Origin of the sequence: Mesorhizobium sp. NPDC059025, assembly GCF_042739655.1 — a bacterium.
In the GTDB taxonomy this organism is placed as follows: domain Bacteria; phylum Pseudomonadota; class Alphaproteobacteria; order Rhizobiales; family Rhizobiaceae; genus Mesorhizobium.
Window position 1 is genome coordinate 430,927 of the sequence record NZ_JBHYIM010000004.1, and the last position, 21,737, is coordinate 452,663.

At 58.7% G+C, this 21,737-nt stretch carries 18 protein-coding genes and 1 pseudogene; 12 read left to right on the top strand and 7 right to left on the bottom strand.

Annotation, left to right across the window (positions count from 1 at the left end):
- Positions 1-451: 451 nt before the first annotated feature.
- The 3 genes from ACFWYE_RS13410 to ACFWYE_RS13420 all read left to right on the top strand — a co-directional run bounded on the left by ACFWYE_RS13410 (position 452) and on the right by ACFWYE_RS13420 (position 5,728).
- Positions 452-2,236: a serine hydrolase gene (locus ACFWYE_RS13410; RefSeq protein WP_379111895.1), complete on the top strand. Its 1,785-nt coding sequence runs from the start codon at positions 452-454 to the stop codon at positions 2,234-2,236.
- A 252-nt stretch (positions 2,237-2,488) separates the two neighbouring features.
- A complete protein-coding gene (locus tag ACFWYE_RS13415) occupies positions 2,489-4,519 on the top strand; it encodes a putative bifunctional diguanylate cyclase/phosphodiesterase (RefSeq protein WP_379111897.1) in 2,031 nt (676 codons plus the stop codon).
- 201 nt (positions 4,520-4,720) lie between these two features.
- Positions 4,721-5,728 carry a GlxA family transcriptional regulator gene (locus ACFWYE_RS13420; RefSeq protein WP_379111899.1) on the top strand — a complete coding sequence of 336 codons (1,008 nt, stop codon included), beginning with the start codon at positions 4,721-4,723 and terminating at the stop codon, positions 5,726-5,728.
- Positions 5,729-5,769: 41 nt separating this feature from the next.
- Here the strand turns inward: ACFWYE_RS13420 and ACFWYE_RS13425 are convergent, their stop codons facing one another.
- The 4 genes from ACFWYE_RS13425 to ACFWYE_RS13440 all read right to left on the bottom strand — a co-directional run bounded on the left by ACFWYE_RS13425 (position 5,770) and on the right by ACFWYE_RS13440 (position 9,287).
- Positions 5,770-6,789 carry a GlxA family transcriptional regulator gene (locus ACFWYE_RS13425; protein ID WP_379111901.1) on the bottom strand — a complete coding sequence of 340 codons (1,020 nt, stop codon included), beginning with the start codon at positions 6,787-6,789 and terminating at the stop codon, positions 5,770-5,772.
- 256 nt (positions 6,790-7,045) lie between these two features.
- On the bottom strand, positions 7,046-7,603 hold the full coding sequence (locus ACFWYE_RS13430; protein ID WP_379111903.1) for a hypothetical protein: 558 nt from the start codon (positions 7,601-7,603) through the stop codon (positions 7,046-7,048).
- A gap of 482 nt (positions 7,604-8,085) precedes the next feature.
- A complete protein-coding gene (locus ACFWYE_RS13435; RefSeq protein ID WP_379111905.1) occupies positions 8,086-8,499 on the bottom strand; it encodes a hypothetical protein in 414 nt (137 codons plus the stop codon).
- Positions 8,500-8,891: 392 nt separating this feature from the next.
- Positions 8,892-9,287 carry an XRE family transcriptional regulator gene (locus ACFWYE_RS13440; protein ID WP_379111907.1) on the bottom strand — a complete coding sequence of 132 codons (396 nt, stop codon included), beginning with the start codon at positions 9,285-9,287 and terminating at the stop codon, positions 8,892-8,894.
- Positions 9,288-9,633: 346 nt separating this feature from the next.
- Here ACFWYE_RS13440 and ACFWYE_RS13445 point away from each other — a divergent pair.
- The 4 genes and pseudogenes from ACFWYE_RS13445 to ACFWYE_RS13460 all read left to right on the top strand — a co-directional run.
- A pseudogene (locus tag ACFWYE_RS13445) lies at positions 9,634-9,912 on the top strand (integrase arm-type DNA-binding domain-containing protein); the annotation flags it as partial.
- 99 nt (positions 9,913-10,011) lie between these two features.
- Positions 10,012-10,947 (top strand): tyrosine-type recombinase/integrase, encoded by a 936-nt coding sequence (locus tag ACFWYE_RS13450; RefSeq protein WP_379111997.1) that lies wholly within the window; start codon positions 10,012-10,014, stop codon positions 10,945-10,947.
- 436 nt (positions 10,948-11,383) lie between these two features.
- The gene (locus ACFWYE_RS13455) at positions 11,384-11,566 is read left to right on the top strand and encodes a tyrosine-type recombinase/integrase (protein ID WP_379111909.1); all 183 of its coding nucleotides are present in this window, start codon (positions 11,384-11,386) and stop codon (positions 11,564-11,566) included.
- Between the two features lie 480 nt (positions 11,567-12,046).
- Positions 12,047-12,268 carry a hypothetical protein gene (locus ACFWYE_RS13460; protein ID WP_379111911.1) on the top strand — a complete coding sequence of 74 codons (222 nt, stop codon included), beginning with the start codon at positions 12,047-12,049 and terminating at the stop codon, positions 12,266-12,268.
- Positions 12,269-12,573: 305 nt separating this feature from the next.
- On the opposite strand, the gene ACFWYE_RS13465 is transcribed toward ACFWYE_RS13460, so the two are convergent.
- Complete coding sequence (locus tag ACFWYE_RS13465) at positions 12,574-13,770, bottom strand: helix-turn-helix domain-containing protein (RefSeq protein ID WP_379111913.1); 1,197 nt, start codon at positions 13,768-13,770, stop codon at positions 12,574-12,576.
- 59 nt (positions 13,771-13,829) lie between these two features.
- Between ACFWYE_RS13465 and ACFWYE_RS13470 the strand changes: the two genes are divergently transcribed.
- From ACFWYE_RS13470 to ACFWYE_RS13490, 5 genes are read left to right on the top strand one after another with little or no spacing between them, the layout of a single operon-like run.
- A complete protein-coding gene (locus ACFWYE_RS13470; protein ID WP_379111915.1) occupies positions 13,830-14,642 on the top strand; it encodes a sugar phosphate isomerase/epimerase family protein in 813 nt (270 codons plus the stop codon).
- 23 nt (positions 14,643-14,665) lie between these two features.
- Positions 14,666-16,150 (top strand): sugar ABC transporter ATP-binding protein, encoded by a 1,485-nt coding sequence (locus tag ACFWYE_RS13475; RefSeq protein ID WP_379111917.1) that lies wholly within the window; start codon positions 14,666-14,668, stop codon positions 16,148-16,150.
- The gene (locus ACFWYE_RS13480; RefSeq protein WP_379111919.1) at positions 16,147-17,109 is read left to right on the top strand and encodes an ABC transporter permease; all 963 of its coding nucleotides are present in this window, start codon (positions 16,147-16,149) and stop codon (positions 17,107-17,109) included. The genes ACFWYE_RS13475 and ACFWYE_RS13480 overlap by 4 nt, the downstream gene beginning before the upstream one ends.
- Positions 17,106-18,092 (top strand): ABC transporter permease, encoded by a 987-nt coding sequence (locus ACFWYE_RS13485; RefSeq protein WP_379111921.1) that lies wholly within the window; start codon positions 17,106-17,108, stop codon positions 18,090-18,092. The genes ACFWYE_RS13480 and ACFWYE_RS13485 overlap by 4 nt, the downstream gene beginning before the upstream one ends.
- Positions 18,093-18,151: 59 nt before the next feature.
- The gene (locus ACFWYE_RS13490) at positions 18,152-19,285 is read left to right on the top strand and encodes a substrate-binding domain-containing protein (protein WP_379111923.1); all 1,134 of its coding nucleotides are present in this window, start codon (positions 18,152-18,154) and stop codon (positions 19,283-19,285) included.
- Positions 19,286-19,482: 197 nt separating this feature from the next.
- On the opposite strand, the gene ACFWYE_RS13495 is transcribed toward ACFWYE_RS13490, so the two are convergent.
- Together ACFWYE_RS13495 and ACFWYE_RS13500 are read right to left on the bottom strand one after the other, a co-directional pair.
- On the bottom strand, positions 19,483-20,472 hold the full coding sequence (locus ACFWYE_RS13495; protein WP_379111925.1) for a beta-ketoacyl-ACP synthase III: 990 nt from the start codon (positions 20,470-20,472) through the stop codon (positions 19,483-19,485).
- Positions 20,469-21,737 (bottom strand): adenosylmethionine--8-amino-7-oxononanoate transaminase, encoded by a 1,269-nt coding sequence (locus ACFWYE_RS13500; protein WP_379111927.1) that lies wholly within the window; start codon positions 21,735-21,737, stop codon positions 20,469-20,471. The genes ACFWYE_RS13495 and ACFWYE_RS13500 overlap by 4 nt, the downstream gene beginning before the upstream one ends.

Here is a 21,737-nt window from a genome sequence, read left to right on the forward strand (position 1 = left end):
GCGAAAAACGGAAACGCTCCAGGGTACAATGGTTGCCAGACGGCAGATCTGCGCGCTCCTGCCAGCCAGGTTTCTGATCCGACAAGCCAGCCAAGTTGCGTTGACGGTCAAACCGCCTCTGCATTCCGATCGGGAATGCGGTAACCGGTTTCCAATCAGCGGCAGACTCGGCATTCGCCAGCTGACGCTACCGCATTCGCTGACTGACGCCGGCAGCGCTCCAAAGCGAGAAGCCATGCAGCGAAATCCTGCGAAATTGACGCTCATGCGGCTCCCCTGAATAGTTTGCCCCGCAAGCTTCGGAACGGCGCTTGCCAGCCTGTGGAGCGCAGTTTGAGGGCCTCATCGTCGCAAGTCCGGGATGAGGACTCGGGACTGCGGATCAGCGCATGGCTGGCTGCCGGGGGCGTCTGTCCGGAGCTTGAAGGAACCAATGACAAATGGAGGGAACATGAACCTGCGGTCACTGTTGCATATTGTCTCTGCGATCTTCGCCTCAACCGTGTTGACGACGGCATTTTGCGCGACCGCGCAAGCCGAAGATACCATCGCCGTGGAACAGCTGCTTGGCACCGCGCAGCCTGGAGGACTTGTCCCGAACACCGCATTTCTGCCCAGTGCCGCAGCCGGGCCGGCCAAGCACGACTTCACCGGTGCGCTACAGCTCGAAGAAATCACCATGGGCACATCGCCGGCGAGCTTCAGAGCTCCCAAGGTCATGGGCAAGGATCCAAAGGTGTTCCCTGCCGTGAACCTGTCCTTCTTTGTGCAGAATGGCGATCTTGTCCCGGTTGACAGGGATGTCATCCGGCTCGGGTCGACCCCGGCGGGCAGCAGCTACTGGGACGTCATCGTCCAGCCCGGCCGCGTCTGGTCGGAGCCAGGTGACGGAAAATGGTCGCGGGCTTCATTCCCGTTTTCCCTGGTCCATTCGATCGAAGGCGAAACCCACAACGGGATCGCGACCTTCCTCTTCAACGGCAAGGAGGTTTCGAAACTCCGCTTCCAGATCGTGCAGCAAACGGCACCCTACTACATAGAAGACTATTTCACGGCGTGGGGTCTGGCGACCGCGCACTATGCGCCCGGCGACATCGCGCAGCTTGCAAGCCTGAAGAGCGACTACAGCCGCGAGGTTGCCGATCGGTTCCCTGTCGCGGACTGGTCGCAGCTGGAGACCAGGGTTGGCAAGGACAGGCTGGCAGATTTCGAAAGCGCCATGGTGCAGGAGGAGGTGCTGGTCAGCGGGATGGTCGTTGATGGCACCTTGTACCGCAAGCCCTGCAAGAGCGCGGCGGGTCCGCTGCCATATTGCGATACCACCGGCTTCGGTGTCTGGTCGGCCACCAAGACGCTGGCGAGCGGTGTTGCCTTGCTCCGGCTCGCGCAGAAATATGGCCCGGAAGTCTTTGCGGCCAAGGTCGTGGACTACGTCAAAATCCCGGCAGCGCACCAAGGTTGGCGCGATGTCACGTTTGCAAATCTGCTCAACATGGCAAGCGGGGTGGGCTTTGGCACCGACAAGCGCGATCCCAACGCCGCCCATGATGGATATCTCGAAGGCAATTACTCCGAATGGTATGAGGCCAAGAGTGTCGACGACAAGGTGAAGGCGCTGGCCAAGACACCCGATTTCCCATGGGGTCCCGGGGAAGTGATGCGCTATCGCGATCAGGACCTTTTCCTGCTGGGCGTCGCGATGCAGTCGTATCTCAAAAGCAAGGATGGCAAGGGCGATCTATGGGCGATGCTGGAAGACGAGGTCTATCGGCCGATCGGCATCCACCATGCACCCACAAACCGCACGATCGAGCAGGATGGCAGCAAGGGTCAGCCGATGATGGCCTACGGCTACTATCCCACCCTTGGCGACATCGCCAAGATTGCTGATCTCTACCAGAACGGCGGGCGGTTTGGCGCCGAGCAGATCCTCTATGCGCCCATGGTCGAGAAGATGCTGGCCGGAAAGGAAGATCGGGGTTTGCCGACCGGCGACAGCAATGCCTTTGGCGCGCAACGGTACTTCATGGCGCTCTGGAACGATCGTTACGACGCTTCCACCGATTGCAAGCTGTACATACCTGCGGCGCTCGGCTGGGGCGGCAACATCGTTGCCTTGATGCCCAACGGCATGGTTGGCATCCGGCTGTCAAAGAACTGGGTCCGCAACGATGCAGTCAGCGACTACACGGGCATGGCGAACGTCGCCAATCGCCTGAAGCCGTTCTGCGGATAACCGTGGATTCCGATCGCAGACGGCTTGAGACTTCCGATCTCCTTGCAGGAGAACGCCGGCCGTCGACGCGGCCGGCGCCTGCTCTCTCGATTTTCTCCACCAATTCTCCAACGTGGCCAGATTTTAACCACGCATTTTCTTGCGACTACCTGAGCCGGTTCTTTTGGAGTACGCAACGTAAGCCCTGACTAACCGGGGCAGATGGCCAGGGATTATCGCCCCTGGTTCAAAGTGCAGGCCAGGAGATTTTTCTTGTGGCGTCTTTCGATCGCATACCTCCGCTCCAGGCTCCCCGTGCGCTTCCGGATCGGCCTTCCTGAAAGCAATGTCGTGGCCGGACGCGGTGCCGGAACGACCGCGGGCTCATCCCGGTCGCTGCCGATGGCCCCGGTGCGGGCCGGCATCCTCGCCGATCAGCTTGCTGACCTGAAAGCAGGGCTTTTCATCTCGATGCCGATCGGCATCGTGCTGGCAGCCGTGATCCTGGTCGAACAGATCCGCTCGGAGGGAGGTCTCCTTGCTTCCTTCTGGTTCGCGGCGAGCGTTGCGGTCAGCGGCGGACGCATTGCGCTCGCCCTTGGACGATCGGACGCAAACGGAGGTGACGAGAACACTGTCCGTGCCGCGCTCGTGCGGTATGGACTGCTGGCCTTGCTGTCGGGGATCATCTGGACGCTGCCTGCCGTGCTCACGCATGGCTACACCAACCCGCACTGTCCGCTCTATCTGATCGTGCTGGCCGGCGCCTGCGCCGGATCCGTGACCTATGGTGCCGCCTACGCGCCGGCCTCCCTCAATTTCATGGTTCCGCCGCTCGTGGTGGCTGCGGGCTGCCTTGTGGCCAAAGGCGACACTGACAGCTACATCCTGGCATTCACGGTGATCCTGTTCCTCGGCGGTATGGTGAGGAGCGCCTTCATCGGTCAGTCGCGGTTCTGCGAGACGAGCCGCCTCAAACATGAAGCCAAGGCGTTCGCCGCCGAGATGCAACGGACTTCCAGGCTCGACCCGCTGACCAATCTGCTCAATCGAAGCGGATTGGAGCAGGCAGTCGGCCGGCTTGGACCGGAGGACGGTCCGTTCGTGGTCATGCTGATCGATCTGGATGGCTTCAAGTCGGTCAACGACACCTATGGCCACAGTGTTGGCGATGACCTGCTGGTGAATGTTTCGGCTACAATCGAAAGCCATGCCCCGGAACGAGCGACAATCGCGCGTATCGGCGGCGACGAATTCGTCCTGCTTTTTTCAGCCGAAGGGCGAATTCAGACCGAGGTGTTCGCAGGCTCGATCATATCCGCAATCGCAGGCCAGGTTTCCACTTTGAATTCGGTGCGTATCGGCGCTTCGATCGGCATCTACGCGTCGGACAAACCAAATCTCACAGAAATGCTGCTTCGCGCAGACTTCGCGCTCTATGCCGCCAAACGCAGCGGCAGGAACGAATACTGCTTTTTCGACCAGGAGCTTGAGGAGGCGCTCGAGCGCAAGCATTGCATTGAACGCGATCTGCGCTCGGCCATCGAGGCGGGTGCCGTGTGCTCCTGGTTCCAGCCTGTCGTGCGGCTGGACACGAATGCGACGGTCGGTTTCGAGGCCCTCCTGCGCTGGCAGCATCCGCTGCACGGCTTCCTTTCCCCTCCCGCGGTGGTGAACGCGGCTCGCGAAACCGGTCTGCAGTCCCTGCTGACGGAGACGGTCCTGCTCAACTGCTGCTCTATGATTGAAGAGCTGATCAGGAGTGGTCGCGGTCACATGCGCGTCGCGATGAACCTGTCGCCGCGAGAACTGGAAGCGGGCAATGTCGATGACATGATCCTTGGGACGCTCGCTGCGAAGAACATCCCGGCAGCAATGCTCGAAATCGAGATCACGGAGGAAGCCCCGATCGATCGCGGCAGGGTGGACAGGAAACTCGAACGCCTGGCCGACGCGGGCATATCGATTGTGCTCGATGATTTCGGGACCGGATTTTCGACACTCCTGTCGCTGAAGGACAGCCGTATCCGCAAGATCAAGATCGACCAGAACTTCGTGCGCAATCTCTCCAAGTCCGCCGAGGATCAGGCTCTTGTCAAAGCCGTCATCGATCTTGGGCAGGCACTCGAGATCGACGTGATGGCCGAAGGCGTGGAGACCGATGAAGACCGGTTGATCCTCGTGTCCCTCGGTTGCCTGATTGCGCAGGGCTACCTTTTCTCCGCCGCCGTGCCGATGGACGAGGCCCTGGGCTTCACCCCTGAGCCTGATCGCGTGTTGCGGCTGCCACTGTTCACCAGCTGACCAATCGCGGCAGCTTCACACCTCTTGAAGCCGCATAAGCAAAATTTCCGATAATGTATAGTTCACCGCCAAAACTGCAAAGCAGAAGGCGAAGCTCGGCGGGTATTGTTTCTCGAGCAATCGCGCGCCGGCCCAAACTCAGTTTCCCGGTCTTCTTGCCGGGCAACAGAATTCAGGAGGCGCTTCCTGCAAGGCAACAAGATGACCAAGCAGACAACGGACGAAGATCACCTGGTCGTATTCTTCCTGATGCCTGAGTTCACCATGCTGGCCTTCACCTCGGCGATCGAGACGCTGCGTCTGGCAAACAGAGCGCTCGGCAGATCGGGATATCGCTGGCGGGTTGCCTCGACAGGTGGTGAAGGCGTCACGGCAAGCTGCGGCCTCTCCATCGCAGCCCAGTCGTCGATCGCCGAAGAGCGGCTGGCGCTTGGTCATCCCGACCGCGCCGACCTGGTGATCGTCTGTTCGGGCCAGAATGTCTCACGGTACTACGACAGGTCAGCGGGTGCATGGCTGCGGGAGTGCAGGCAGAGGGGTGTCGTCGTTGGCGGCGTCTGCACCGGTGCATACACGCTCGCAAAAGCCGGACTTCTCGACCACAAACGCTGCACCATCCATTGGGAGAACTACCCGCAGTTCAGCGAGGTGTTCCCGCAGGCACTGGCCAACACAAGCGTCTATGAGATCGACGGAGGCATCTACACTTGCGCCGGCGGCACCGCCACCTTCGATATGATGCTGGACGTCGTGCGCAAGGACTATGGTGACGATACAGCTTCGGCGGTGTGTGCTCAGGCCCTGATAGACCGGGTGCGGTTGCCTTCGGAGCCGCAACGGGCGCCACTCTCCGTACGCCTCAAACAATGCACGACCAGTCTGCTCAGGGCGGTTTCGCGTATGGAGAAAGCCCTGGATCAGCCGGTTGCCATAACTGCCATCGCGAGGGACCTGAAGATGTCGCGCCGGCAGCTCGAGAGGCTGTTCAGGACGGAGCTGGGGTCGTCCCCGGCGCAGTACTACACGAAGATGCGCATCGAGCGCGCCAGGCTCCTGCTCAAACAATCCCCGATGCCGATCGTGGAAGTTGCCATAGCAAGCGGATTCACGTCCGCGTCGCATTTTTCGAAAGTCTACAAGCGTGCATTTGGCTGCTCGCCGTTGCGGACGCGGGAGCAGAACAGCGACGCACTTGTCGCCGCGGCCTGATCGGCCCGTCAGCTTGCATTGCCCTGCCGGCGTTGGCGTACTCAAACGGTCTGGCGGCCGAAAGATCTCATGCGCCTGCGGGTCCCGGACGGGCTCTCGCCGAAATGGGAGCGGTAGCATCGCGTGAACGCGGAAGCCGACGTGAATCCGGTCGTGACCGCGATCTCGGCGAATGAGCTTCTCGTTTCAATAACGCGGCGCCTGGCGGCATTCATGCGCAGGGCGACGTAATGCACATGAGGTGCCACGCCCATCGTGCGATGGAACAGTGTCTGCAGGTGCCGCGCACTCATCCGCAATGTCGACGCCAGCTCGTCGAGTGCCATCGGCTGCTCGATCGTCTGCTCCATGATGCGGATCGCGGCTGCCACCCGAGGCTCTCCCACATGAAGATCATGGCCAGTCACGGTTTCGCTGCGCCGGTCGGACAGCGCGTCGGTGTAGATGAACAGCCGGTTCACCTCCAGCGCCAGCGAGTAGCCCTGCCTGCACTTGATGAGCTCTAGCATCAGATCGATGGTGGGCAACGAACCGCTTGTCGTCACACGCTTGCCGTCAATCACGAACCTGGAGAAACTGACATCGACTGCCGGGTGCCTGGCGGTGAAATCGTCGATGTCCTCCCAGTGCGTCGTTGCCTTGAAATGGTCGAGCAGACCGGCGCGGGCGAGCAGCCATGTTCCGGATTCGATCCCGGCGACAAAAGGCCGATGGCGGGCAGTTCGGGAAAGCTGGGCAATCAGCTGCGGCGAGGCCGCGCGCATCCAGTTGTAGCTGGCCAGCACAAACAGGGGATTGGTATCGGCATTTGGCCGAAACGCCTGACTTGCCGGTATCGGAATATGGCTGGTTGTTTCGACAGGCCCGCCATCGGGTGTCAGAATCCGCCAGCGGTATTTCTCTTCGCCGGCAATCCGGTTCGCGCCACGAAGGGGTTCAATGACGGAGGCCAGCAGGATGAGGTTGGTTTCCGGAAGCAGGAGAATATCGATGCACAGCGGATCCGTGGAATGCGAGAAAGTGTCTGGAATTGGCTTGGTTCTCGATGGATCGGCGAACATGGCGCGGCTTGTTTCCCCTGTGTGGGCGCATCCTCTGTTGGTCTTGGAACAGTCTGAAGGCGAAGCCATCTTTCAACAAGGCCCGACTGCGACATCTGCGGTCCACGCGACCCGGTCCCTTGCATGCGGGGTTGCCCGGCATTTGTTTTGGCCCTTGCACCCCAGCCCGAAGCCTGCTGGAGACCTCCTCCCTGGAGGATGAGGTTTCCGTCAGCATGTTCGCAGTCGGCCCAGGCCAACCGGCCGTGCTTCGCCGTCAATTGCTTGGAAGTGAAGGTGAGTCCGATGTTTTCCCGTCTTGCTCGAAAGGATCGACCGGGAAGAGGTCCTCTTGCGAGATTTCGCGCGTTTCTCCTCGCCGCACATCTCTGACGATATAGGTGTTGCTATCCTCGGAACAGCGCGCCTCTTCAATGAGCATCGCTGTTCCATCCAGTGTCCAGACCGTCTTCTTGACAGGCCAGCATTCCTCATCTGCAAATGCAGGGACAGAGGCGGCAATCAGGGAAACTGCCGCGAGAAACATTTTCGTCATTACAACCTTTCGGTATTCAACTCTAAGCGGGGGAATCAAATTCCCGCTGCCAAACGACGCAACGAGTAGCACCCAAATGGTGTCCCCCGGCAAGAACACGGCCACAGTTGCCAAGCGAGAGCGGTATCCCTGAGCGAGTCGGATTGTAGCCTCCGAATAGGGCACTTCCGTGAAGGCTGATCGTAATTGTGAGGAACAAATGACCAAAATAGGCGACAAATTCGTAAGGGTTAATTCGATGCTGCCGGCAGTCAGTGCGGCTTTTTCAGTTTCGGCCATCATCTGCACGAATTACGGATACAATGGATGGGGAGGCGTTCTCTCAATATTATCTTGTCCCCTATTTATCGTTTCGGCCAATTCATCCCGCAGTGAAAAGGTGAACATTTTTGATTTTTCTTCGGAAAAAAATATATTTAAGTCGAGCTCCGGGCAATTCAACCGGATATCGACAGCTCCATTTGTTTTTCTATTTTCTTATTTGCTCGTAAGTTTGGATCAGATCCGCGAAAAAACCGGCAGCTGGATATCAACGGCAAATTCTGTTGCGTTGTTCCTCTGCATTATATCAATGTTTATTGTTGTGGTTCGAGCAATAAATATCAGGAATGATTGAGGGGGGTCTGTGTTCGTGGCGGTCTTCGGAGAAACATCAACTTAGTTGGCCGAACGTGAGCAAAACTGTGCGCCACGATCACAGTGATTTCGAAATCACGGTGCGCCCGTTCCTTGCAGATCGGGAAGCTTCCCCCAAATTTTTTTTACAAGGCTTCAGAGTTCATGTCGCGCTCAAGGCCACGCACGTGAGTTGAGAAGGCTCTGCGGGCGCGTTCTGCGGCACTACGGAGCCGTTCCCACGGTTCCGTTCCAATGAGTTCGTCCAGCGAGGGTAAGGGATTGGGTGTTTCGTCAATGACTTCTTTCCACACACGGTCGTAATCGCGCATGGCACGCTGCTCGTTGATCGAGAAGACCGGCGGAACATATGTGTCCCACCATTCGTCCTGGACCCAATCGGCCCACTGATTGATCGCTTCATGTGGCACATGGACGCCATGCGGCACAGCTGCTTGGTATTGTCGCTGCTCGTCGTAGGACGAGACCCAATCCAGATATTCTAAAATCACCTTGCGAACGCCTCTACGACGTTCAATCTCTTCGTCCGTTTGTGTCATAGCCTACCCCGGCAGCGCCGCTTTGGTGGCCGCAAGTTCCGCAGCGTCACCAGTGCTCGGGAACACCGAGCTCTTCAAACAACTATGGCACGTGGGAGTCTCGATCTCGCTCCTGCCACTCCGGCAGCCCTCGCGCATAGATCCGATCAATCTTGTGTTGAGCCTTGTATCTAGCTCTCTCGACGACCCGCGGATCGATGTTTTGTCTTTCGGGCTCGTGCCACCAGAGCAGATGCTCGCGGGCAAAGTGGAGGGCTCGTCGCCAGACCTCTTCGGAGATGGGAAGGGTTTGCATAGTAAGCTCGGCAAAACAGGAGGCCGACCATGCTCCAGCGGCTGTCATCGCGTCAACGCCAGCGACGGGATCTGTAGTGGCAAGGTGTTCTGTGCCCCTAAGGTACGTCGTCCTTGGCCGTTATCCCGCCTTCGCTCTCCAGAATGCCAAGCCGTTTGGTGAGCGACTGGTTGAATTTCAGCCTGACGCCGGCACCCTGCGATCCTTCCTCTGGCAGGAAGACCGCACCAAGTTCCTCCAATGCGGTCCTAATGGCGTTTCTCGCGGCTTCGCCTGGAACATCGATACCGCGCTCGAAGAGCGCGATGACCTCTTCGTCAATGTGTGCGTTGGTTGCTAGCTTGGATCGGCTGATTTCCACCAACGCGCGAGCGGCTTTGCATAAAGGCCCCGTGATCATCCTCACCTCCGGTTGATGGTGGAGAATAGCACGAATGCTCAAGCGCCAATCATCGCTCTCTTCAGAGTTTTGAGCGAGGAAAAGGGGAGCCATTCAGTCCTGCTCCCATGAATCTCGGCTATCCGGCGGGTCGCGCCACACCACAGACGCATAGAGTGGCCGTACTGAAAATCATTTCAGTTGCAGCATGAAATATAAATATCACCGCTAACCGTTTGATTTTGGTGATCCCGACAGGAATCGAACCTGTGACCTACAGATTAGGAATCTGCCAGAGAGCATTTCCCTTTGTTTCAGACTGTGCGCTATCGTACGAACGGATTCCCCATAGTGCATTAATTTGGTTGTATTTTTCGTATTGTTCGCCTATCGTGGCGTAGACAGGCCGACAAATCGTACGTGATGCAATCGCCGTACTAATGCCGTACTAATTGACATTATGGACCTTCGAATCGCTCTCTGTGATCGCACTATTTCGAACCTCCAGCCGGCCTCTTCTGGGCAGTACTTTGCTCGCGACACCGAACTGCCCGGCTTTATGGTACTTGTAGGCAAGCGGCGAAAGACATTCGTTGTCCAAGGCGAGCGAAGGAGCGGGGGACAGCGCTTGTCCGTCCGGATGAAGATTGCTGAAGTCGGAGAACTTACGACGCGAGCGGCGCGAGCGAGGGCCAAGAACATTCTCGGAAAGATTGCCAGCGGTGTGGACCCTCGTGAGTCTAGACAAAAGCTGGACCGCGGGATCGTCGTAGCTGACCTGCCATCGATCGCAAATCCCACGTTGCGTATCGCCTGGGAGCGTTACCGTGACGGGCACATGAAGAAGAAGGGCCGAAGCGAAGGAACGATCAACAACTATTGCGATCATATCGAGCGGCTCTTGGCTGACTGGTTGAGCGAACCGCTTTCCAAATTCGGCGATGATCCCTCGCTGGTAGCGGCACGGCACGAGAAGCTGACCAAGGAGAATGGCGCCTACATCGCCAACGGTTGCATGCGTACGTTGCGCGCCGTCTACAATCACGCCCGCAAGGCTGCTCGCATTCTGCCTGCTGACAACCCGGTATCTGCTATAGATTGGAATACCGAACATCGTCGCAATACCGCGCTTGGACTGTCGGATCTGGAAGGCTGGTTCACGCAACTAGCAGCTTTGAAGAATCCTATCCGGCGGGAATTCCATTTATTCATGTTGCTCTCAGGACATCGCCCTGAGGCGATCAGGAAGGCGCGAGTCGAGCATCTCGATTTTCGTGCGCGCATCTTGCACGTACCCAAGCCGAAGGGCGGAGAGGTCAAGGCATTCGATATACCGCTGTCGAATGCAATGATTCGTAGCTTGGTTCGGGTGTTGCGCATAAATCGAGTCATGTATGAAAAACAGTCGCGGGACTGGCTCTTCCCTGCCGACAGCGAAAGCGGTCATATGGCCGAACACAAGGAGAAGCGCGACGATCTGTCGAAATGGGGTAATGACCTGCGGCAGACTTTTCGCACTATCGCCCAAGCCTCCAGTATTTCGGAACTTGACGTGCATCTTCTGATGAACCATTCGATACCGGGCGTCAATGCCGGCTACATCACACGTAACAAGCTGCTGAGTGATCACCTGCGTCAGCAACAGGAAACGATCTCGCGGAAAATACTTGAAGCTGGGCGTTCGCGACAGAACAAATTGGAGAGACGCGCTACTGGTTGGCCTGACCTCCCGGCTAGGCGCATCGTTGATGAGTTGATGAGCAGCAAAAATTAATGCTGCTTCGCCCCCGAACTCGTTTCGCGAGAAGGGTACTAGGTTCTGTGATGTTTATTGGCTTTGAGCGGGTAGGAGTCGTACCCTGACGATGGAGTTCCTATCAATCGGAGGAACTCGCCATGGCTACCGTGTCTATAGGCCCCCGATCTCGCCGCTTCGCCAGCGTATGTAGCTGGACATGTTGATGTGAGGGGCTGTGATCGTTTGCCGTGCAAGGTTACGCTCGCCACGTCCGGCGCTTGCGGTATTTATAGGACGCTTTCCACATACCACTGCGCCTGAAGATGTCGGCCGTTTCCAATTACATGAGTACGGTGTTCGTTCTGCTACGATCAATAGCACGATCTCGGTTTTGTGGTTTCTGTTCTAGTGATGTTGAAGCGGCGAAACGTTATCGAGTTACTGTTGATCACCCGATCTCGGCGCAAACTGCTTGACGCTTCATGACTGGTTATGCCCTAGGCATAACTACACCTATCCCATCTCATCGCGCGACAGTTACGCCGCTATCCAGGAAGCAGCCGAGGCTGCCAGCTTTCGCAAGCGCGTCAGCCCACATACGCTGCGTCACAGCTTCGTTATCCGTCTGCCTGAGCAAGGGGCGACATCCGCGTGATCCAAATGGCGCTTGAGCATGGCCATGCGATAGCTGGGCCACTAAACGCATAATGACGCTGATGGAAGATAAATCATCGCCCGACCGAGCCACGCAGACTTCACTCGGAGGCGCCGACGTTTTCCGAACCGCCGGCCTCGCCTATCGCACCGCCATGCGGATCACCTGAGCCTGCAGCAAATGAAGGTTATGTCGGTGATCGAGCGTTGCTGCGTGCAGCCTTTGATGGTTATGCCAAGGCTTGCTAGGATTGCGGCCAATGGCGGATCGCTTGCAATCTTGTCGTCACTAGTTTGTCTCCACCCGTCTTCGGGCCAAGTAAGAATTCAGCCCACCGAATTTGCGGATCGCTCTACTAAGCCGATGAATCATTGTTGTTCTCTACGGATTCTGCACGGAAGCTACATCCGTCCTCCGCAGAAGGTAGTGTATATAGATTTCGTAGGGTAGATAACTCTAGAAAGTTTGTGGAGATGGAAGATGTTTCGTAAGATTGTTTTCTCGGTCGCAGCGGCGGCTGTATTCAGCATGCCGGCTTTTGCTGCTGCCGAGTTCTACGTCGTCAAATCGGTTGCTACCAAGAAGTGTGAAATCGTTGACAAGAAACCAGACGGCACCAAGCTGGTGGATGCGGGTAAGAAAAGTTACGCCACCAAGGCCGACGCAGAGAAGGCGCTGAAGCTTCTCAACGACTGCAAGTGATCTGACGAGCTTCTCGGCTACCAATAGCCTGCTCCGGCCTCCGGAGCGGGCTTTTTGTGTCGTTTATGCATCCTGCATGATAATGGGCAGGCGGCCGCCCCAATTGTTGGCCTTCCGCATGAGCGTCGATTATTCGCTAGTACTTACGTTATTGGAAAATACATTTCCAATCTTGTGATCGGATCATATCCGGCAGGAGCAATTTAAAGTACAATGGCTTGTGGTAAAATATAAGTAGGTATCTGCCATTAATCCGCCAGCAGCAGTCAAGCAAGGAGAAATTATAGCTGCGGGAGATGCGAATTTTACGACGGAGTGCCAATTTGGACCGTGCTGCCTCGCCTGCTTATTGTAGGTGCGCACCCGTATCGCCTGCGATAGGCGTTGGAAAAATACTGACTCGAGTTGAAGCCGCACGAAAATGCGATCTCGGTGACGCTTTGTCTGTTCGAATTCGCCAGCAGGCGCGATGCTTCCTCAAGTCGCAGATGTTGCAGATAGTGCCACGGCGTCATGTTGGTCAGCTGTTTGCAGTGTTCGGAGAAACGCGTACGGGAAAGGCCGCATTCCTCCGCCATCGTTTCCAGTGTCCAGGCTTCGCCCAGCGCCAAGCCCAGTCGCCGCAAGAAGATGGCAACGGTGTGCTGCGACGTAGAAAGGTTTGGGTCGAGTTTTGGCGCCTGCTCCGACATACGCTCAATTAGACTGATCATGATCGCGTTGAGCGCCACTTTTAGCCGGGTCTCGCCATCCTTTGGCATCCGCTCAAGCAGGATGGGAGCCAACGCTTCAAAGGTGCGACGCAAGTCGGATCCAGCATCCCAAACGGGTTGATTGTTCTGGGTCAGCAGCCGGTCAAGCGCGTCGGCCTCGTCACGCGAAAACACGAGCCAGTTGGGCCAATGGCAAGGCTCGCTTGGACGGCGCAACCCGGCATCAAGGATTACCCATAACAGCTTGCTGGCATCGACAACAGGATTGCCGATAGAATGGAGTTGCCACGGCCGGATCACGATGAACTGGCCTTGCTCCAGTTCATAAGCGCAGTCGTCCACGACGAGATTGAGATTGCCGCGGGCAAGGTAGGCGATCTTGAAGCCTTCGTTGCAGTGTGTGCCCAGACCCCAGGCCTGTTTGTTGCGCGCATCCCAAAAGCCGACGGTACGCACCCCGGGCAGCCTTTCGCCCAAAGACGTTCCGGGATAGCTGCCGCGCGTCCACGCGTGTAATTCTACTTCGCCGCGCTGGGCTGCTGCCTGCAATTCGCGACAGTTGTCGGCATACATGAACGAATCCGGCTGTCGGAACACGGAAGGGCGCTGGTGTTGCAGGCGCAGTGCCGCATGTTCGTTCAAGATATTTCCCCCCATTTTGACAAACAAGTGATTGCCGGCCGACTTAAGAAATTTACCACTAACGTGAGGCGCAAGCGCCGCATAGTCAAGTTTGGCAATGTGGGCATCGAAAGGTGGGGACAGGGAGGAACCACTTGAAGCTTGCATTGAACCTGCTCGTGCTGGGCGCCGACATCTCGGATACTCATCGCCGCCAACTCGAAAGATTGAAGGCGCTCGGCTACGACGCCGTCGAGGTTCCAGTGTTCGACGGAACGCCGGAGCGCTTCCGAGTTCTCGGCAGGATCCTGGCTGATATCGGCCTTCTGGCCGGCGCGGCCGCTGTCGCCACTCCGGATGCCAATCCGATCAGCGCGGACCCGTTGATCCGCGCCCGTGCACGCGATCGCCACCGATGGATCGTCGATTGTACTCATGAACTGGGAGGGGAAATCATCGCCGGCCCCATCCATTCGCCGGTGGGCGTCTTCACTGGCTTCGGGCCGACGAATCAAGAGCTGGAACATTGCGTGGAGGCTATGCGTGCGCTGGCCGATTATGCGCAAACTGCCGGCATCATGGTGTCGGCTGAGGCCGTCAACCGCTTCGAATGTTATCTCATGTCGACCATGTCGGCGGCTTCCGAAATCCACCGACGGGTCCAGCATCCCAACTACGGCTATATGTTTGATACTTTCCACGCGAACATTGAGGAAAAGGATCCGCCGGCCGTTTTTGAGCGCTATCATCGCGAGATCAATCATTTTCATGTCTCGGAGAACGATCGAGGCATCCCCGGCACCGGACACGTGCCTTTCGCGGCGCATTTCGATGCATTGCGCCGGCGCGGCTATGATGGTTGGCTTACCGTCGAAGCTTTCAGTCGCGCGCTTCCCGAACTGGCCGGGGCAACGCGCGTCTGGCGTGATCTGTTCGACGATCTCGATACGCTCTTCGTTCAAAGCGCAGCCTTCGTGCGACGCGAATGGGAAGCGGCAGGCGAGCGTATGGGTGCAACGGGCGAAACGGTCGCGCCATGACACAAGATCCACCCTTCCTACGGATGACCGGCATCACCAAGACATTTCCAGGCGTTCTGGCGCTCGATCACGTGGATTTCGACTGTCGAGCGGGAGAGGTCCATGCGATTTGCGGCGAGAACGGTGCCGGAAAATCGACGCTGATGAAAGTTCTGGGCGGTAGCTATCGGCCCGATGGCGGCGAGGTCTGCATCGACGGCGCCGTGTCACGCTTCTCGCATCCGCTGGATGCCCATGCGGCCGGTATCTCCGTTATTCATCAGGAATTGTCGCTGCTGCCTTATCGAACGGTCACCGAAAATATCTTCATGGGGCGTGAGATCGCGCGTCGGGGTATTTTGGATAGGCGTGAGATGCGGCGACAAAGCGCGGCTTTGCTTGAAGGGTTGGGTGCCCGCATCGATGCCGGCGCGCTGGTCGCGGACTTGTCGATCGCGCAGCAGCAGCTTGTTGAAATCGCCAAAGCGCTTTTGGCGGAAGCCCGCGTTCTGGTGATGGACGAACCGACCGCCGCCCTTGACGAGCGTGACGCGCGGGCGCTGCTTGCCTTGGTTCGAAGACTGAAAATCCATGGCGTCGCCATCGTCTACATTTCGCACCGTATGCCCGAGATCATGGCCGTCGCCGATTGGGTCACAGTGATGAAGGATGGGCGCAAGGTCTGGACGCGCCCGCGCGAACAGACGGAGATAAGCGACATCGTCAAGGCGATGGTCGGTCGCGACTTGGGGGATTTTTACCCACCGCCGCCCGCTGCCGCGCCCGGCCGGACCATGCTGTCTGTTGCTGGTGGAGCGAACGCAGTGCTGCGCGCCATCGACTTGCGGTTTCGTGCCGGAGAGATCGTAGGCATAGCGGGGTTGGAGGATTCGGGCAAAGCCCAACTCGCGCAGGCCCTGGTCGGCGACTTGGTCTTTGTCTCGGGGGTGGTTGAAGTGGATGGCACTGAAAGGCGCATCGACAGCCCCCGACAAGCCATTTCCAATGGCATAGGCTATTTGCCCGGCGACCGAAAACGCGAAGGCTTGTTGCCCCGCCAGTCGGTGCGCGACAACGCGCTGCTGACTCTGCGTGCCTTGGCCTCTTTTTTCGAGCATCCCAAACGCGGAAGGTTCTCGCGGGCAAGGATCGACGGGAAGCTGCGCGCCATGGACGTGCGCGCCGCTGATTTCGGTCAGCCGATCGGCGCGCTCTCTGGAGGCAACCAGCAGAAGGCGATCATTGCCCGGTGGTTGGAGCAGTCCTCCAAAGTACTCGTGTTCGTCGAGCCGACCCGCGGCATCGATATCGCCGCGAAGGCAGCGATCTACACCACCATGCGCGAGACCGCCGATGCAGGACGCGTGGTCGTGGTCGTCTCGTCCGACATGCCCGAGCTGATCGGTGTGTGCGACAGGATACTGGTTATGCATCAGGGCCGGATTGCGGGCGAGTTGCCGCGCGGATCGAACGAAGAGGAGGTCATGGCGCTTCAGCTCGGCATCACCCAAGGGAGCCGGGGGGCATGAGTACGATACGCAAACGGTTGCGTCCGTCCATCGCATTGGTACTCGTCGCTGTATCGCTGGCGATCTACTTCATTGCCGCCCTTGTCACCGACGCCGGCAGCCAACTTGGCTTTGACGGGACCGTTGGTCTGCTGCAGCGCATGGTGACGCTTGGCTTTGTGTCGCTCGGCCAGACCTTCGTCATCCTCGTGGGCTCGGTCGATCTCTCAGTGGCTGCGTTGGTCAGCGCGGTGACGGTCATCTCCTCGTTCATCATGCAGGGCGATCCGGCCATGATTGCACCGGCTGTCGCCATCTGCCTGATCGGGTGTGCGATGGTGGGTGTAATAAACGGCTGTCTGGCGGCGTATCTCGGGATCAATGCCTTGATCGTAACGCTCGGCACCGGGTTGATCATTCAAGGTATACTGGCTGCATCCTTCACCTATCTCGGCGGCACCGTGGCGCCGCAGTTCCAGACTTTGGCCTATGGCGGTCTGTTCGGTGTTCCCTTTGCGCTTCTTCTGCTTGCGGCGACGGCTGCACTGGCATCTTTCGTGCTGTCGAGCACAGTTTTTGGCGCTCGTCTTTATGCCGTTGGGGGCAATCCCGAAGGGGCGCGGCTCGCTGGCATTCATACGGAACGGTTTGTCGTCTACGCCCATATTCTCTCCAGCCTGCTGGCAGGGGTGGCGGGACTCTATCTGGCGTCGCGTCTGCAGTCGGGCACGCCATGGATCGGCCGCGACGGCATCTACGATCTGGAATCGATCGCCGTCACCGTGATCGGCGGCACAATTCTCGCCGGAGGCAAGGGCGGCGTCGCGGGAACCATGGCGGGTGTGCTTTTGTTCGCTGCGCTGGATGCAGCTTTTAACATGATCGGAGTCGATGCCTTCCTGAAGCAGGTGCTGCGGGGCGCCATCGTCATCGCTGCGGTTGCTGTTCACGCCGTTCGGCAAAAGGGGCATGTCGCATGACGCTGCTCGATCGTACCGCCTCGGGCGGCTGCGTCCGGCTATCCTGGCGAAGGCTCAATATCGGCTTCGCCGTTTTCGTGGCTTTCTACGCGGTAATCGCCTTCCTCCAGCCGAACTATCTGGAAGGCCAGCTGTTTATGAACTTCCTGCGCCGCGCGGCACCCCTGGCGATCCTGGCCGCCGGCCAGCTCTACGTCATTTTGACCGGTGGTTTCGATTTGTCGGTGGGCGCTGTGGTGACGCTCGTGGTGCTGGCCGCCTCCATTCTTATCGACGGTGATCCGGCAATGACTTGGACCACCATCTGCCTGCTCTATGCAATGGGCTTCGCGATAGGTCTGTTCAACGGGCTTGTCGTTGCCTTGCTCAAGGTGCCCTCAATCATCGCGACATTGGGCACAATGCTGCTGGTCAACGGTTTGGCTCTTGCTTGGTCCGGTGGCGCGGCGCGCGGCGACCTGCCGGACAATTTCCGCAATCTGGGGCGACTGGTGCTACGCGATGTCTGGCTGGTTGGGACGCTGCCGCTCGCCGTTCTGATTTTGGCGATGTTCTCGGCATTGGCCTGGTGGGGGCTGAATGGTTCGGTCTTTGGCAAAAGAGCACTGGCGGTTGGCGACAATCCGCGCGCGGCAGAGCTTGCAGGCGTGCCTGTGGCAGCAACGCGGGTCGCAGCATTCATAGTTTCCGCGCTCGCCGCTGTAACAGCAGGCATCCTGATCGGTGGTTTTTCCGGCGTCTCGGTCAACGCCGGACGCGGCCTCGAATTGCAGGCGATCGCGGCCTGCGTGATCGGAGGTGCTCAGCTTTTGGGCGGACGCGGCTCGATCTGGAGCGCGTTGTTCGGTGCGCTCAGCCTGTTTGCCCTCTTCACCCTGCTCAATCTCGCGGGACTGCCGCAAGCACTGCGCGACAGCTTGCAGGGACTGATCTTAATCGCGGCGGTCGGCATCAGCGCGTGGCGCGACCGTCGCCGAACCTGATTGCTTGCAACAAACGACAAGCAGGACCGCCGGCGCGCCGGCATATTGGAGGAGTGATGATGAAAAAGTTGAAGCTTTTGGCCACCGCCTTGCTTGCAACGACGGTAGCCGGAACGGTGCTTGCGCAGGAATTCAACGATCCGGCTGAATTCAAGAAGCAGCGCGAGCAACTCGCGATGACACCGCAAGGTCCGGAAGGTCAACCCTGGGCACAACACCTGGGCGATGCTATGGTCGATACCGCGAAGTATAAGAAGGACGGCCCGGTTACCCTGTGTCTCTCCAATGCAGGCGTTTTCAACCCGTGGCGGGTTGTCGGGCTGAACAACCTCAAGGCTGAGGCCGAGCTTCACAAGGACCGCATCAAAGAACTGATCGTCGTCGATGCCGAAGGCAAGGACGACAAGCAGATTTCTGACATCGCTGCGTTGGTCAACGGTGGCAAATGCGATGCCCTGATTGTGTCGCCCAATACCACAGCCGCGCTCACCCCTGCCGTCGAGGCGGCTTGCGCCAAATTGCCGGTTGTCGTGTTCGATCGTGGCGTGGCGACGCAATGTCCCGTCACTTACATCCATCCGGTCGGCGGATATGGTTTCGGTATCACCTCAGGCGATTTCATCGCCCGCAAGCTGAAGACGGGAGCCAATGTGCTCGCACTCCGGATCATGCCGGGCGTCGATGTTCTGGAAACGCGCTATTCGGCGGCCAAGAACATCTTCGACGAGGCAGGACTCAAGGTGATCGGCTCGGAGTTTACCGGAAGCGACCGGGCCAAGACCAAGGCCATCGTGGAAGATTACCTCAACCGCGGCGAAAAGATCGACGCCATCTGGATGGACGCTGGTGACACCGCGACCGCGGCCCTTGAAGCTTTCGAAGATGCCGGCCAGCCTTATCCGGTTATTAGCGGGGAGGATCAGCAGGACTTTCTACGCAAGTGGAAGAAGGAAAACCTGACCGCCATCGGACCGTCCTATCCGACTTATCAATGGCGCACCGCCATCATCGGCGCGCTCGATGTCCTCGACGGCAAATCCGTACCAGGTCCGGAATGGGTGCTGCCGCAACCAGCGATCACGCAAGACAGGCTGGCTGACTTTATCGACGAGCGCATGCCGCCGCTGCACTACAGCCTGTGCGGATGCCAGACCTTGCCCGGCTATCCCGAGAACTGGGGCGGCAAGAAATAGGCGTCTCGCAAAACCTTTGAGCATTCGCTCAAAGAAAGGCCCGCTCGCCAACGGAGCGGGCCTTCCTAAGCGAAAACTCGTATACTTGGCTTCAGCGAAGATGTCACAGTTGCTCACGCGGAGGTTCTTTGATTGGCAATTGCCCTCAAGGTATCACATGCCGTGCCCATAAGCGCTCCTAGCGCTGTGCACGCGAATTACGTTCCCAAAACCAGGGCGCCCCCTATCAGGCCTGCTCCGGCAGCTACCAGCAGCAATTTTTCACCGGAAACAAATGGCCTGGCTCGATTGGCGACCGACAGGGAGAGCGCGATCGTTGCCGCTGACGAATTTCCGTAGTCTTCGATTGTCCGCACGGTCTTTTGCCGATCGATGCTGAGATTGTCCGCGACGGCATCGAAAATCCGGGCATTGGCCTGGTGCGGCACGAAGCGATCGGTCTTTGCCTCATCCAGACCGGCAGCAGCGAGCGCCCGGGCGCCGCAGGCCGTCATCATCTCGACAGCCTGCGTGAACATCTCGCGACCATCGCGCATCGTCATTAGGAAATCCTCCGCCGCGATGCCAAGAGCAAATGGCTTGTTACTCCCGCCGGCTGGAATGGAGATCAGATCGTAGCGGCTTCCGTCCGAGGCGAGATCCACTCCAAGAATGCCTTTCTCGATCTCGTCTGACGGTGAGAGCACCACAGCGCCCGCCGCATCCGCGAAGAGAACGGCGCTTGCCCGTTCGGCCGGATTGATCCGCCGGCTGAGAATATTGGCTGCCACGACTAGGACCGGCCTTCCCTGCGCACGGACAAAGCCGTCGGCGAGCGTCAGCGCATAGAGGAAGCCAGAGCAAGCGCCGGCAAGGTCGATCGCACCGCTGTTGGGAAGACGAAGACGATGCGCAAGCAGCGGTGCGGAGGGCGGCAGCAGATGATCGGGCGTCGATGTGGCAAGCAGGGTGAGGGCGATGTCGCCGCGCGCAATGCTGGCGTCGTCGAGTGCAGCCTCTCCGGCCCGCGCCGCAAGTCCGCTGAGCGTCTCGGCATCGTCAACCCAATGACGTGCGCGGATGCCCGTTCGGCGCTCGATCCAGCCCGGCTCCAATCCAAGCCTCGCTTCGATTTCGGCATTTTCGACGCGTCGGGCCGGTACGGCGTGGCCGAGCCCTGCAAGACGCGATGCAACAGCGCCCCTCATAGCCGTCCCGCCGCGAAAAGGCTGGCCGCCTCATCGATCGCATCATAGGCCCAGTCGAGCTCGGCAGCGGTGACGCAGTAAGGTGGCATCAAGTATATGACGTTGCCAAGCGGGCGGATCAGGAGCTTCCGTTTGCGGAAGAATGCCCGAAGAGGAGGCCCGACCTCCGAGAGGTAGCCGCCCTCCGTCGCGACGAGATCGAGAGCAGCTATCGTGCCGATCTGGCGAACATTGCCAAACCGCGGATCCGCTTCGAAGCGGCCAAGTCCTTTGCGCTGATATTCTGCAAGCGCGGCAATGCGATCCGGCACAGGCTCTGCCCTCCAGACATCGAGGTTGGCGACGGCGGCAGCGCAGGCAATCGGGTTGGCAGTGTATGAGCTGGAATGAAAGAAGGTCTTGCGCCGGTCGGCCGAGAGATGCGCATCGAAGATCTCGGCGGTGCAAAGCGTCGCCGCCAGCGGCAGCGCGCCGCCGGTCAAGCCCTTGGACGTGCATAGGATATCCGGCGCGACCAGCGCCTGTTCGCAAGCGAAGAGACTACCCGTCCGGCCCCAGCCGGTCATCACCTCGTCGGCGATCAGCAGGACTCTGTACCGCTCGGTAATGCGCTTCAATTCGGTAAGCAGCACCGGCCGATACATCTTCATTCCGCCGGCGCCGAGAACAAGCGGCTCGATGATCAGCGCCGCAACGTCGCCGGACCTGCAGACTTCCTCGAAAACATCGAGTGTCACCTGCTCCTCGCCCGCCTTCGGAAAGGGCAGCCTATCGACGTCAAAGAGTAGTGGCTCATAGGCAGCATTGAAGATGCCGCGCTCTCCGGCCGACATCGTGCCGATCGTGTCACCGTGATAGCTATGCTCCATGACAACGACGCGCCTGCGCGGCTTCCCAATGTTATGGAAGAAGCCGAGTGCCATCTTCAGCGCCACCTCCACCGAGGTCGAGCCGCTGTCGGAATAAAAGACATGCGCCAGTCCGGCGGGTGCAATTTCGATCAGGCCCCTCGCCAGTGCCTCAGCCGGTTCATGCGAGTATTCGGCAAAGATGATCTGGTCATAAGTTTCACAAGCCCTTTCAACAGCCTTCATGATCGCAGGATGTCGGTGACCATGCGTAATGACCCACCAGGACGAGATTGCATCGAGAACGGGCGTGCCACCCTCGTCGATGAGAAAAGCCCCCTCGGTCTTGACAATGCGTCTCATTGCCGGCTCCAAAGCGTGCTGAGTGAAGGGATGCCAGACAGGTGACGCGGTCAT